The organism is Nostoc sp. CALU 1950, from assembly GCF_051172895.1.
GTDB lineage: Bacteria > Cyanobacteriota > Cyanobacteriia > Cyanobacteriales > Nostocaceae > Nostoc > Nostoc edaphicum_A.
In genome coordinates, this window is sequence record NZ_JBDNJQ010000199.1 from 1 (window position 1) to 14,036 (window position 14,036).

Below are 14,036 nucleotides of genomic sequence, written 5' to 3' on the forward strand. Positions count from 1 at the left end.
ATCAGGACTAAAGTCCTTACTACAAACTTTAAATTTATTTATGCCTAGATACTTACTTATTATTTGCTTTAATAAGTGAGTGATGGCGCGGAGTGCCCGCGCCCAAGCGATCGCTATTTTCGCTCTACTGAGACCTAGAGAGTATTTTGACTGATTGACAAAATACGCTTTATCTTAACCTCTCACGAGAGCTTAGAAAGAGGAAGGAATATTAAAAAATAGTCCTTGGTCGAATTGATCTTTCAAAAAGTCTTCCAGTTCAATTTCGTCGTCATTCGGAACTTGAAACCAAGTCTTTAAGTTGTGCTTCAAGAAGTATCTAAAAGATTTCCAGCCGAAAAGTTGCTGCCCAATGCTTGTGATTGCGACGTTCATTGTATTTTCCTCAGGTTGTTTCAAGTATGTGATTAAGAATTGGTTAAATAAATTGGCGTTCCACAACAAGTGGATGAATTGTAGCAAGCTGTTCTTAGGCAGTTCTTGTACAGGGGAAGCAGACGGAGAGATTTTATAATTTGCTAAATCATTCCGCTTTCTCTGCAACGCCAACAAATTAATCATTGTTCAGCGCTCTCTGCACTAGCAAATGTATTGAGGAATAGAATTATTCTGATTACAAGGATCTAACCTCAACTGATTCAAGACCTGCTGTAATTCCACTTCTGATATATACTTCTCCTTAAGCGAGCCGAAGTACAACAGTGCAGTTTCATAGCAGGCGACAGTTATGTTAGTACGCTCCTCTGAACTTAGTGCTGCCACTATTTTAACTGTCTCATCCACATGCTTTACGTCACTACCTAAACTACTGTGCATTCGCAGGCAGCGAGTAGCATAAGTATTAGGTGGTAGTATCGCTTCCACCTGTTGGATATGCTCTGCTTTGATATTCATTGCTAGACGTTCCATCGTATAGCAATACCCAACGCAACCAATTGGATCTGCTGCTTGTACGCTCTGAGTGAAGAAACTCAGCAAAGCCATAGCAGTCGGAGGAAGGAGTGCTTTGACTACAGCTTCCGCCTCATATCCCATCGACTGAATATCAAGCAAAGCGAGGCGATCGTGACCTTGTTCTTCACGAGCTTTCTGTGCTGCCCACTGTGCCAAACTCCAGCGTCCCAATCCAGCAAAGCGCCCAGCTGCTTCTTCCATTAATAGCGCAGTATAGTGAGTTAAATGGTAGGAAGCGGCAAGTTGCCAGATCCAGTGGGAGGGAGTTAAGGCAGGTGGCTTACAGTTTGGTAATGTATCTTTGGCAGCAGATACTATAGCTCTATCTAGAAGCTTGCGAGTCTCAGATATAGTGTCCCTGTTAAATATCAGTTGGATAAAGGGATTACTACTCTTTAGACTTAATTGGTTACTTTTGTTAGGTTTGTCGATGTTAGTTGAACGGAATAATAGATTCATGGCAAGTTTCTTTCATTTTCATGGGTTGTTTCTACCCATTCACGAATAAGGTTGTGGAGGATAAAGCGTTGCATAACCTCTCTTTGGGCACAAAGAACTTTAAATTGTATCTTCAGGGAGGAGGGAATGTATGCCTTGATATGCGTGATATTGTCTCGGTCTTCATCTAAGGTGTTAGTCATGAAAGAAGAAGTTGGGCCATCAGCCTTTACCCATTCGCTGATTAATACTTCCAAGACTTCACTCATCTTTAATCCATATTGTGCACAGAGCGCTTTAAACCGAAACTTAAGCGCTTTCGGCATACTACCTTTAATCACCGTATATGACTCTTGCTCCTCCTTATACATCCAGGTTAAAAAAAACGAAAGTTCAAAAGTCCTTTGTGATCTAGGGTAAGTTTTCTAAAAATTTTCACCAGTAAAGACTAGTGAAGTTAAGAAAAAAGTTATTTAGTAGTGACAACACTGCACGCATTTTAAGAAAAATCCAGAAAATAAAATATACAATTTTAATAATGATAATCATTATAATAAGGTGAGAGAGATTGCCGTTGATACTCGCCTTTTTGTAGTAAATTTAATGATGATTGGATTTTTGGGTAGATAGAGGTGTCAATACAATTAACGGATTCACTGAAAAAGTTGTTGAAGGAAACCGCACAGCAATTAAAAGGTGCGGACAAACGTAAATTTATAGCACAAACAGTTGTGGCATTAGGACACGGGGGACAGTCTCTAGCGGAGCGAGAGTTAGGATGGAATCGTGTAACTATTAGTAAAGGAATTAAAGAATTAACTACTAATATAACTTGCGTAGATAATTATCGAAGTAGAGGACGTTATAAAGCAGAAGCAAAACTACCAAATCTTTTAGAAGATATCAAAAAAATTGTCGATTTACAAAGCCAAATAGACCAAAGTTGCAAAAGCCAAAGACTGTATACAAGTCTCTCTGCTGCTGAAGTAAGACATCAATTAATTGATAATTTTGGTTATAATGATGAAGAATTACCAACTTCGGAAACAATTCGTGTCAAGTTAAATGATTTAGGGTATAGTCTCAAGCACATTGCCAAAATTCGACCTCAAAAAATACCCGAAACTGAATTTTAGAGAATCATTGGAATAGAAGTATTTTTGATGGGGTTTAAATAGTATTATATCTTGCTAAAACTATTACTGGGAATGATAAGCATCCAGTTGTTAAGTTAGTCAGTAAAACTTACTTTATGGATTCATTTAACTAAAAAATCCATGTCCTACTGCACTTTCAATAAATATGGAGAGTAGGGTAATAAAGTGTTTATTTCATTCGTAGTAGTGCGTCGCTTGTGCGGCTGCTCCTAAGTTGCTCTTGAGTGCAGATATTTATCTTGCATATTTTTCGCTTATTAAAATGATTATTATTTCAAATAGTTGTATATTTTATTTTCTGGAAGTATCGAATATTGAAAAAGCTAAAAAAATAGTACAAACACCAATAATTTACAATAATAGTCTGTCTTCTATCTAAAGACTGAGATATTGATTATACTTAAGTTAAATATTAGCTAAAAATAACTTATTTTTTAGTTAAGTCAAAATAATGTAAAACACTGATTTGAAGTGTGACTGGTTATAGCTATTGAAGTTATCCTATTTTTCTTCTCCAAACTAGGCAGTTACGTTTTTAATATTTTCTTTATAATTTTCCTAAAATTCTATATCTTCACTAGTAAAAACCTGACTAAAGTAAAAAGATAGATAGCGAAAGGACTTAGGTAACGCGAAAACCAAAAGTAATTAACGCGAAATGCTAGCTCTTTCCTTCCCAGACTTTTGCTACAGAGCAAACATACTTAATCAATGCAACCTCAAGATGAAAGGTTGAGAAGCAACTTCCAATTTTTCTAGATTCCAAAATTCTTTTTTTGCAAATAATTATTTAGTCACTACGAGGTCAGTTGTCATGGTTCAAATTCTTGAAAATCCAGCAGTCAAGCAACCACCAATTAGTAATAGAGTTGAAAGTTTTTTGCTAGATATGTTCGATAATGTTTGCCAAACTATTGAGGAAATAGATGGAAGTAAACTTGACGAACAACGCTGGACAAGAGATGAAAGAGGCCAATGGGTACAAGGTGAAAACAGTAATGGTGCTATATATATCGACAAGTCGCTACGGAACGGGAATGTATTTGAAAAAGTAGGTATCAACTACGTATCGATGCAAGGTGAGTTACCTCCTGGTGTGACTTTCCGAGGCTCGGATGTTGTGATGGCTGACCCAACAACTATAACGCCAGATCAAAAAGGTACTTCTTTCTTCGCTACGAGTACCAGTGTTGTCATTAATGGATCTAATCCAATGATACCGACAGCACACGTTAACTATCGCTACTTCCAATTGGGTGATGGCACTGAACCTGGTTCTTGGTGGTTTGGCGGTGGAGGTGATTTAACACCAATTTACTTATTTGAAGAAGACGCAGTTCATTTTCATCAAGTACATAAAGCAGCTTGCGATCAGCACGATCCAGAACTCTATCCACGCTTGAAAAAATGGTGTGATGAATACTTTTATCTTCCTCATCGCACTGAGTGTAGAGGTGTAGGTGGAATTTTCTTTGACAATTTACAACATTCCGATGTCGAAACTTTACTTTCCTTCGTAAAAACTTGTTCTGAAGCTTTCATCCCTGCTTATTTTCCGATTGTCAAACAACGTAAGGATATGGAGTTTACAGAACAGGAGAAATATTGGCAGCGCATCAGACGCGGACGTTATGCCGAATTTATTCTACTGCATGACAGAGGTGTTCGATTCGGATTGGAAAGCGGCATCGTGAGTACACAAAGTGTTCTTAATTGTATGCCTGGAGAAGCTTTTTGGAACTATAATGACCAACCCACGGCTGATAGTCAAGAAGCAAAGCTTCTAGAGGTACTGAGAAATCCCCAGGAATGGGTGTAAAGACGCTCAAGAGCAGATTTGAAAACAGCAGCTGATCAAAAATGTTGGCTACCCAAATCCTAACCCTGTTTTGTTACTCTCGGAAAACAATAATCGAAGCAAGATTCCGAAACTTTGATTGAGTCAAGCTTTGAGTATTTATTTTCTAACAGGAACTAAAATTTGTAACCAAAACCTGGAGATTAAAGCTCTGAGAAGCTTTCATTGATTGGGTTCTCCCAAAGTGATAAAAAGAGGGCTAATACCGTTTCATATCAAGTTCGGGTGATTACTTATAATAGAATTTATCAATTTAGGTTGGGTTGAACGGCAGTGAAACCCAATATGAACAAGGATTAAGCGTTGGGTTTCGTTCCTCAACCCAACCTACAGATGTTATAAGTATTTAACCGAACCTGATAAGCTGTTCCACATTTAAATTGCATAAGCTGGGCGGGCAAGATGCCCACCCCACAAGAGTTATATTTAATTCGATTATGCACATTAGATGTTTTTATAGCTTATCACTTGAAGATTGATACAGATGGCAGCCTGTTCTTGAGCAGGGTAGGCTCTTGAGCCAGGGAAAGTAAGAAAAGTAATTTGTATCAAGAATTGAGTGAAATGGTATAAGAATCGCCTAATTTTTACTCTTTGCATTTCTTTAGAGATAGCCTCTAAATAGGAAGTAACAAGGTGTCTATGGAAAAATTGCCGACAAGTATTTTGCTAAAAATTAACAAATTATTTCGCTGGTCTAACTCAACTGAATTCGCCAACTTTAAAACTGAAATTAGCAAGTTTTTCCAAGTTCAATGGTTGAGTTCTCTCTCCATCAAGCAGCTGCAAGAAGTTGACATTGTATTTCTGTGTATGTTTGCTAGCAGATACCTAACGTTGACGATCATTTTACTATATTTCTGGAGTTCAATTCATGCTAGCCCTGAATCACCAAGGACATGCTAGCTCTGAATTAGTCAGGAGATAAATTGCTGTTTATGTTGTCAACCGTAGGATTATAAGAGCAAAAAAGTTTCTGGCGATCGCTGTCTGAAATTTAGCAGTAATCAGCCATTGATTAGCTCGTTTTTTTAGGTCATTTAAATGAGTAACAAACACGGAGAACTGGCAATGGATAACGTTATAGGTATTGGCGACATTACCATGAACGATGTGATGCAAATGGATTCCTCCAAAGCAGTGAGTATGTTTAGGAATCGATTTGCAGCCTACAAGAAACTGTCAGATGAAATTGGAGAAGATGCAGCTTTTGAACAAATGATGTTAGCCTACCCTGGTCATCAAAAAGCGTTCATGGGTGCTTTCATTGACAATACCACCATAGCCAAAGGCTTTACCGATGCAATTCCGATCTTTCGGATCATGGGTTTCAAAATGCAAGTCGTAGATATTTCCCAAGAAGGAAAAGATGCTGCCCTAGAAATTCAACGAGTTTGCCCGGTTCTTTCAATTGCCAAAGAATATGGACTTGAAAGCCCTTGCCGAGTTATTTGTGAGATGGAACAAGAAGCAACCAGGAGAGCATTTCCTGGGATGAAAGCCGCAATTATTAGCAAGCAAGCAGATGGTGACTGCGTTTGTATGTTCAAGTATGAAAGACCTGCCAAAGGGTTAGAAGTAAAGCCACAAAGAACACCGAGCTTGTTCTCTCATATTCTCGATTTGATTCGCTTGACTCCTAAAATCTTGCAGATTGGGATGAACCTTTTAAAAACGTCTCTTTCTAAAGGATCGTAACTTTTATGAATGGCATTGTTCAAGACCTCAAGCATTTGATTGCAGGTGAAGTCAGCAACGCTTCAGAAATTTTGACGGAAGTTTCCGAAGATTTTGGTGGTATATTCCAAAAGTCTCCCCAAGTTGTTGTCACTCCTCAAAACGCTAACGATATTGCCCAAACTGTTAAATATGCCGCTCAAAAAGGATTAGTAGTTTCTTCACGCGCTGCGGGACATTCGTTAGGCGGTCAATCTTTGAACCAAGATGGAATCGTTTTAAATATGAGGAATCTCGATAAAATTCGAGATATCCAAAAAGACCAACTCTGGTTTAAAGCTGATGCGGGGACTTCTTGGAATCAAGTAATTGATGCTTGTATTCCTGATGGTTTAGTTCCTCCCGTATTAACCAATTATTTTGGTGTTTCTGTAGGAGGAACCCATTCTGCGGGTGGTATAGGTGCAGCCTCTTTTCGTTACGGAAATCAAGCTGATAATTGTCTTGGTGTAGAAGTTGTAACCGCAGAAGGCGAGATTCTCTGGTGTTCGCCTGAAGAAAACAGCGAACTTTTTAATCACGTACTTTGCGGTTACGGTCAGTTTGGAATTATTACCCAAGTTCAGCACAAACTCAAAGTTTACCCTTCCCAAACCCGCACGTATTTGTTGTTCTATGACAACCTAGATGCTCTTTTGGATGACAAACGGGTTTTAGTAACCGAACAAAGGGTGGATCATCTCGTATCTTTCCCAGTTCCCTGTTTGCAAGGAGTATCCAGAGCTACAGGAATAATGCAACCTTTGATTCAATGGTTTTACACGTTGCGGATTACTGTTGAAGCAAATTCTATTGAAGCTATTGATGACAAAGAAATCCTTGCTGGCTTAAATTTTTACCGTCATATCCATACTGAGGACTTGGGATTTGCACAATTCATCGAACCGATGATTCAAGTAGATAGTAAGGATATCGCTCACCCTTGGATGGATGTTTTTCTTCCGGCGTCATCTGCTAAAAATTACATCGAAACGGCTCTCAAACAGTTGCCTTCTTTTCTCGATATCAGTAAAGCGCAAATGGGCTGCTTTTGCTTGGTAAACCGGAATAACAAGATGCCTATGTTTCGTTTACCGCAAGAGGAAGAACTAATTATTGGGTTTGGAATTTATCCCAGCATTCCGAAATCCCAAGTTCAACCCATCTTAGCTGAATTGAAAAAGCTCAGTAACCTGAGTTTAGAGATGGGCGGAAAAAGATATTTAACTTGCTGGATAGATTTTACTATTCAACAGTGGCAAAGCCAATTTGGCGATTACTGGCCAAAAGTTAATCAAATCAAAAGTAAGTACGATCCCAAAGGAATATTTAACTCTGGCTTTTTTGAGTACGAACAGATCGCACCACAGGAAAACCAACTTGTTGAGAATGTTGCTACTAAGTCTGCGATCGCAGTATAAGTCACTTCTCAATTATCTTGTTTAGAACCATCCATATTACTTGACCGAGGCTCTAGAAGAAGACAAACTTCAGAGGAGGAAACATGAATATCGCACTTGTAGGTCTTAGTCACAAAACAGCCCCGGTTGAAATTCGGGAAAAACTGAGTATTCCAGAAGAACGAATTGAAAACGCGATCGCCCAGCTGTGTAAATACTCTCACATTGAAGAAGCTGCCATTCTTAGCACTTGCAATCGTTTAGAAATTTACGTAGTTGTAAACCAGATAGATCGGGCAGCTCAAGAGGTGACAGAGTTTCTTTGCGAGTACAGTAAACTGCCTTTTGCAGACTTGCAGCAATACTTGTTTACTCTGCTACAGCAAGATGCTGTTAAGCATTTGATGCAAGTTGCTTCCGGTTTGGATAGCTTGGTGTTGGGAGAAGGACAAATTCTAGCTCAAGTTAAACACGCCTTCCAACTGGTTCAGCAATACAATCAGGGCGATCGCATCCTCAATCAGTTGTTCAAGCAAGCCGTTACCACTGCAAAGCGGGTGAGAACGCAAACATCAATCGGTACGGGTGCGGTTTCGGTTAGCTCTGCGGCAGTAGAATTAGCCCAAATCAAAGTAGAGAAGTTATCGGCTTGCCGAGTGACAATTGTCGGCGCTGGCAACATGGCTCGGCGACTAGTGCAACATTTAATCTCTAAAGGCGCAACTCAAATTTCAATTGTAAATCGTTCCGTCGAACGGGCTGAGGAATTGGCGAATCAATTTAGTGATGCTGGAGTGCAATATTATCCACTTGCTGAATTGATGTCATTAGTGGCAACTGCGGATTTGGTTTTTACCAGCACTGCTTCAGTTGAACCCTTACTCGATAAAGCCAAACTCAAAGCTGCATTGCAACCCGAACAGCCTTTAATGCTGGTCGATATTTCAGTGCCTCGTAACGTTGATGCGGACGTTAATGAGTTACCTCACGTGCGGGTGTTTAATGTTGATGATTTAAAAACCGTCGTTGCCCAGAATCAAGAAAGTCGTCGGCAAATGGCAATAGAGGCGCAAGCATTAATCCAAGAGGATTTAGAAGCATTTCAAACTTGGTTGCGATCGCGAGAAACCGTTTCCATTATTAGCTGTTTACGGGACAAACTCGAAAAAATTCGTGAACAAGAGTTAGAAAAAGCTTTGTCCCGTATGGGGTCTGATTTTGCTAAAAAACATCAAGAAGCCGTCGAAGCCTTAACTCAAAGGATTATCAACAAAATTCTCCACGAACCGATGGTGCAACTGCGGACGCAGAGGGATGTAGAAGCTCAACGCCTTGTCCTCCAAGTTCTGCAAGAGTTATTTAATCTAGATACAGGAGAGGTGCAATCTAGTTTTGTTGCCCAAGCATCATCTAATTTTGTTGCCGAAATATCATCAAGTTTTGTTGCTGAAACATCATCTAATTTTGTTGCCGAAACATCCTCTCTATCAATAAGTACCGTAGAGATAGCAGCAAAAAACATCAATGTTGCTCAAGTGAACCGGGAACATTTCAAAGTTGCTCAAATGAGACTTGAAAGTATTGAAGTCCATGCAAAAGTTGAAGAAGTTATTGCTCAAAGCGTAACTTAAGAAAATCCATGATTCTTAATAGCAATAACAGGAAGTAAGCATGTTAAAAAACTTCTGGTACGCTTGTGAGTTCAGCGCCGCCGTTACTACAAACCCCAAGCAAGTGCGGATATTAAATCAGAAATTAGTCTTTTACCGTAACGCTAAAGGACAACTGATAGCTCTCCAAGATCGGTGTCCCCATCGTGGTGCTGCCTTATCTCTCGGTTGGGTAAAAGATGACTGTATCCATTGCCCGTATCATGCCTGGAAGTTTCAAGCAGATGGGAAATGTATTAATATTCCTGCTAATCAACCCGGAATTCCTATTCCCAAGAATGCTCGTGTAGATAGCTATCCAATACAGGAAAAATACGGTTTTATCTGGCTATTTTATGGAGACTTACCAGAAGAAGAACGTCCGCCAATCCCACCCTTGCCAGAATTTGAAGACCCAAGCTTACAGAAAATTTTCTTTGAATACGAACTGAATGCTCACTACACCCGCACGCTAGAGAATGATATGGATATGTCTCACGTATCTATTATTCATTCCAAGTCTTTCGGCAATGGGTTTGCATTAGAGCAAAAAATGGAAGATTACGAGCTGAATGTAGGGGACTGGGAGGGTCACGCTAAAGTTAATGTCAGAGATTACACCAAAGCAAAAGACCTTTTTGCCTTTGTGTTTCGCCCATTGAAAGCCAATGTGAAGGTGACTCTAGGCTTTTATATGCCTAATATCACTCGGTTAGTGGTTGACTTCGGTCGTGGCAAGCTGGTTAATTTTACTGTCCATGTTCCTGTTGACGATCGCACCACTATTACCAAGCGAATTCAGTTTCGCAGTTTTCTAACTTTCCCTTGGGCCGATGGCATCTTTCAACGAGCAGCTTACAAAGTTGTAATGGAAGATAAGGGAGTGGTTGAGTCCGAATATCCGATGGCAGTCCCGGATAAGTTGTCAGACGAAGTTCACGTTCCTTGCGATAACTTATCTCTTGCTTATCGCAAACTTCGGCAAAAATGTTTGGCTATGGGATGGGGTATGAAACCTTATCAGAACCAATCAGATAACTCGAACGAAAATTTAATGCCACCTTCTTCTGAGAAAACAGAATGGTTTGTTTCAGCCATAGTGAGCGATCGCTCATGAACAGCTTCTGTCTTATTGAAGAACTAAATTTAGAGTTCGCATAACTAGGGCGGGCAAGATGCCACTGGTGTCAACTTAACGCGAAACCGCACGTCCGCCAGGGATTGTAAATCCCTGTCTCATAGCTAAAGTCCTCTGAAGAGGACTAAAGAGCGCAAAAATTTTCAGTCTACTTCAGTAGACTTGAGCAATTAGTCAGGGATTTACAATCCCTGGCGGGTGAACAACACCCAATCAGTACGCTATTTTTGGCTTAAGTTGACACCAATGGCAAGATGCCCACCCCACAAGATTGGATTGTTGCAAATCCCAAATTCTTGAAATGACAATTATTAAATCCAGGGAGAAATGTATGGGGAATTATACGTTATTGCAAGCGGCGCGAGGTGAGGTACTCGATCGCCCTCCGGTATGGGTGATGCGCCAAGCAGGTCGCTACATGAAAGTTTATCGAGACTTGCGTCAGAAGTATCCTTCGTTCCGCGATCGCTCCGAGAACCCCGATTTAGCGGTGGAAATCTCACTGCAACCTTTCCGTGCCTTCCAACCCGATGGGGTGATTATGTTCTCAGATATCCTCACGCCGTTGCCTGGTATGGGTATCTCCTTTGACATTATCGAAAGTAAAGGACCAATATTTGAGCAGCCAATCCGCACGCCAGCCCAAATTGAAGCGCTGACTGACCTCGATCCCGAAGCTTCTTTACCCTTCGTGCAGCAAATTCTGAAGACGCTACGCCAAGAAGTTAACGGTCAAGCTACCGTCTTGGGCTTTGTTGGCGCTCCTTGGACGCTAGCTGCCTATGCAATTGAAGGTAAAAGCTCGAAAGACTACGCCATTATTAAAAGGATGGCTTTCTGCCAACCTGCGATGCTGCATCAATTTTTAGGGAAGCTGGCAGATGCGATCGCAGTTTACGCCCGCTACCAAATTGATGCCGGTGCCCAAATCGTGCAACTGTTTGACTCTTGGGCGGGACAACTCAGCCCTGAAGATTTCCAAACGTTTTCTCTACCTTACCTGCAACGAGTCGTGCAACAGGTGAAAGCAACGCACCCGGACACGCCCCTGATTTTGTATATCAACAACAGTGCTGGAATCCTAGAGTTAATGGCGCAATCGGGTGTTGATATCATCAGCGTGGACTGGACTGTAGATATGGCAGTAGCACGGCAGCGACTCGGCGCAAATATTGGAGTCCAAGGAAATATCGATCCCTGCGTGTTGTTCGGTACTAAAGAGCTAATCCGCGATCGCATTCTGGACACGATCCGCAAAGCGGGGAATCAGAAGCACATCCTCAATCTCGGTCACGGGATTTTACCGAACACTCCAGAAGAGAATGTTGCTTTCTTTTTCGAGACAGTCAAGCAACTCAACTACGCGTCAAACAATCTCAACTAAAAGCTATGACTTCAGTGCAACCCGCTTCATCTAACATTTCCAGTCCCGTTCGCACCATCCGCATCGGTTCTCGTAAAAGCCAACTCGCACTCGTGCAAACTTACTGGGTTCGAGAACAACTCCAGCAACGCTTTCCCGATATTTCCTTTGAAGTCCACACCATGTCCACCCAAGGCGACAACATCTTGGATGTGGCCTTAGCCAAGATTGGCGATAAGGGATTATTCACCAAAGAACTTGAATTGGGAATGCTCAATCAGGAGATTGACTTTGCGGTTCACTCTCTCAAGGATCTGCCAACCTGCTTGCCAGAGGGGTTAGCCTTAGCAGCCGTAACAGAACGGGAAAACCCAGCAGATGCTTTAGTTGTGCATCAAAAGCACAAAGATAAGCAAATCGATACGCTGCCAGAAGGCACAGTTATCGGCACTTCTTCCCTGCGCCGCCTTGCACAATTGCGTTATCACTTCCCCCATTTTACTTTTAAGGATGTGCGCGGCAACTTAAATACGCGCTTGGCAAAGTTGGATGCTGGAGAGTACGATGTGCTGATTTTGGCAGCCGCAGGGTTGCAGCGATTGGGAATGAGCGATCGCATTCATCAAATTCTGCCAACTGAACTCTCTCTTTATGCCGTCGGACAGGGAGCGTTAGGGATTGAATGCCGTGCTGACGATTTGCAAGTGCTGTCATTACTCAAAGCAATCGAACACATCCCTACCCGCGATCGCGTTTTAGCCGAACGTGCTTTCTTACGAGAACTAGAAGGTGGTTGCCAAGTACCAATCGGTGTTGATACGCAGCTAGACGAAAATACACTGACATTAACAGGGTTAGTCGCCAGCGTTGATGGCAAACGTCTAGTTAAAGATTCTGTTAGGGGCAATGTTAGCGAAGCAGAAAATTTAGGTATTCAATTAGCTCATAAATTGCGGCAACAGGGAGCTACAGAGATTTTGGCTGAAATTTTCCAGACAGTTCAGCGTAGTTAGGGACTTATACCAATTCTGTATGAAGATGCGCCAAACTATATGAGGAACGAACCGCAAAGGGCGCAAAGGACACAAAGAAGAAAGAAAATTTGGCGCAGCCTCACAAAGAAATGGTATTACAACTCAAAAAATATCCTGTCGCTGTGTAGGCAGGGGGCAGGGGGGAAACAGAAAAATACGATTAAAGGGAAAGGATTTTTTCGCTCGCCGCTTTCCCCTTTCCCCTTTACCCCTTACCCTTTACCCTTTACCCTTTCATCGTTCATCTTAATATTATGTTTCCAATTCATCGCCCGCGTCGGCTGAGAAGCCATCCCCAATTGCGGCGGATGGTGCGCGAAAACGTCCTGACAACTAGCGATTTAATCTACCCGCTTTTTGCCGTACCGGGTGAGGCGATCGCTAACGAAGTCAAATCCATGCCCGGAGTTTACCAGCTTTCTGTAGATAAAATCGTGGAGGAAGCCAAGGAAGTTTACGACCTCGGCATTCCAGCCATTATTTTATTTGGCATTCCTGAAGATAAGGATTCAGACGCAACGGGCGCTTGGCACGATTGCGGGATCGTTCAAAAAGCCACTACTGCCGTTAAAGAAGCCGTACCCGACTTAATCGTGATTGTCGATACTTGCTTGTGCGAATACACTAGTCACGGTCACTGCGGCTATTTAGAAGTAGGAGATTTAACCGGGCGTGTTCTCAACGACCCAACGCTGGAATTGCTGAAAAAAACGGCAGTTTCACAAGTCAAAGCGGGTGCAGATATCATCGCGCCATCGGGAATGATGGATGGTTTCGTGCAAGCCATTCGTTCGGGTTTAGATGAAGCAGGCTACCAAGATACGCCAATATTATCTTACGCCGCCAAGTATGCCTCGGCTTATTACGGGCCTTTCCGCGATGCCGCCGACTCAACACCGCAATTTGGCGATCGCAGAACCTACCAAATGGACTCCGGTAACAGTCGTGAAGCCTTAAGAGAAATCGAACTCGACATTACCGAAGGTGCAGATATGTTAATGGTCAAGCCAGCCTTGGCTTACATGGATATTATCTGGCGTGTTAAGGAAGCAAGCAACTTACCCGTTGCTGCTTACAACGTTTCTGGCGAATACTCGATGGTTAAAGCTGCTGCCCTCAACGGTTGGATTGACGAAGAACGGGTGGTCATGGAAACATTGACTGGCTTTAAACGGGCTGGCGCTGACTTAATTCTCACCTATCATGCCAAAGATGCTGCTCGTTGGTTAGCAAAACTTGGTAATTAAACTTTAATGCATCGACCTGCACCTTTAATGCATCGCCCTGCACCTTTGATGCATCGCCCTGCACCTTTGATGCATCGCCCTG

10 protein-coding genes and 2 pseudogenes are annotated in these 14,036 nt (G+C 41.9%); 9 read left to right on the plus strand and 3 right to left on the minus strand.

The features are described 5' to 3' along the window. Positions 1-192: 192 nt before the first annotated feature. The 3 genes from ABF638_RS33080 to ABF638_RS33090 form a co-directional block, all read right to left on the minus strand. Positions 193-375, minus strand: coding sequence for a hypothetical protein (locus ABF638_RS33080; protein ID WP_435027051.1), 183 nt, complete (start codon positions 373-375; stop codon positions 193-195). A 204-nt stretch (positions 376-579) separates the two neighbouring features. Beyond that, positions 580-1,413 (minus strand): hypothetical protein, encoded by an 834-nt coding sequence (locus ABF638_RS33085; RefSeq protein WP_435027052.1) that lies wholly within the window; start codon positions 1,411-1,413, stop codon positions 580-582. Next, positions 1,410-1,661: a hypothetical protein gene (locus ABF638_RS33090; RefSeq protein WP_334716581.1), complete on the minus strand. Its 252-nt coding sequence runs from the start codon at positions 1,659-1,661 to the stop codon at positions 1,410-1,412. The genes ABF638_RS33085 and ABF638_RS33090 overlap by 4 nt, the downstream gene beginning before the upstream one ends. Before the next feature lie 369 nt (positions 1,662-2,030). Between ABF638_RS33090 and ABF638_RS33095 the strand changes: the two are divergent. From ABF638_RS33095 to hemB, 9 genes and pseudogenes are all read left to right on the plus strand, one after another. Further along, positions 2,031-2,522: pseudogene (locus ABF638_RS33095) on the plus strand (ISAzo13-like element transposase-related protein); the annotation flags it as partial. Positions 2,523-3,363: 841 nt separating this feature from the next. After that, entirely contained in the window at positions 3,364-4,368 is a 1,005-nt protein-coding gene (gene hemF / locus ABF638_RS33100; RefSeq protein WP_435027053.1) for an oxygen-dependent coproporphyrinogen oxidase, read from the plus strand. 1,083 nt (positions 4,369-5,451) lie between these two features. Beyond that, on the plus strand, positions 5,452-6,105 hold the full coding sequence (locus tag ABF638_RS33105; protein WP_104900284.1) for an L-2-amino-thiazoline-4-carboxylic acid hydrolase: 654 nt from the start codon (positions 5,452-5,454) through the stop codon (positions 6,103-6,105). A gap of 5 nt (positions 6,106-6,110) precedes the next feature. Continuing rightward, entirely contained in the window at positions 6,111-7,544 is a 1,434-nt protein-coding gene (locus tag ABF638_RS33110) for an FAD-binding protein (RefSeq protein WP_435027054.1), read from the plus strand. An 83-nt stretch (positions 7,545-7,627) separates the two neighbouring features. Further along, positions 7,628-8,911, plus strand: a pseudogene (locus tag ABF638_RS33115) (glutamyl-tRNA reductase); the annotation flags it as partial. Positions 8,912-9,194: 283 nt separating this feature from the next. Then, positions 9,195-10,289, plus strand: a complete 1,095-nt coding sequence (locus tag ABF638_RS33120; RefSeq protein ID WP_435027055.1) for a Rieske 2Fe-2S domain-containing protein — start codon at positions 9,195-9,197, stop codon at positions 10,287-10,289. A gap of 352 nt (positions 10,290-10,641) precedes the next feature. Next, complete coding sequence (hemE, locus tag ABF638_RS33125; protein ID WP_435027056.1) at positions 10,642-11,694, plus strand: uroporphyrinogen decarboxylase; 1,053 nt, start codon at positions 10,642-10,644, stop codon at positions 11,692-11,694. Positions 11,695-11,699: 5 nt separating this feature from the next. Next, positions 11,700-12,686, plus strand: a complete 987-nt coding sequence (hemC, locus tag ABF638_RS33130) for a hydroxymethylbilane synthase (protein ID WP_435027057.1) — start codon at positions 11,700-11,702, stop codon at positions 12,684-12,686. Between the two features lie 275 nt (positions 12,687-12,961). Continuing rightward, a complete protein-coding gene (hemB, locus tag ABF638_RS33135) occupies positions 12,962-13,954 on the plus strand; it encodes a porphobilinogen synthase (protein ID WP_435027058.1) in 993 nt (330 codons plus the stop codon). Positions 13,955-14,036 lie beyond the last annotated feature (82 nt).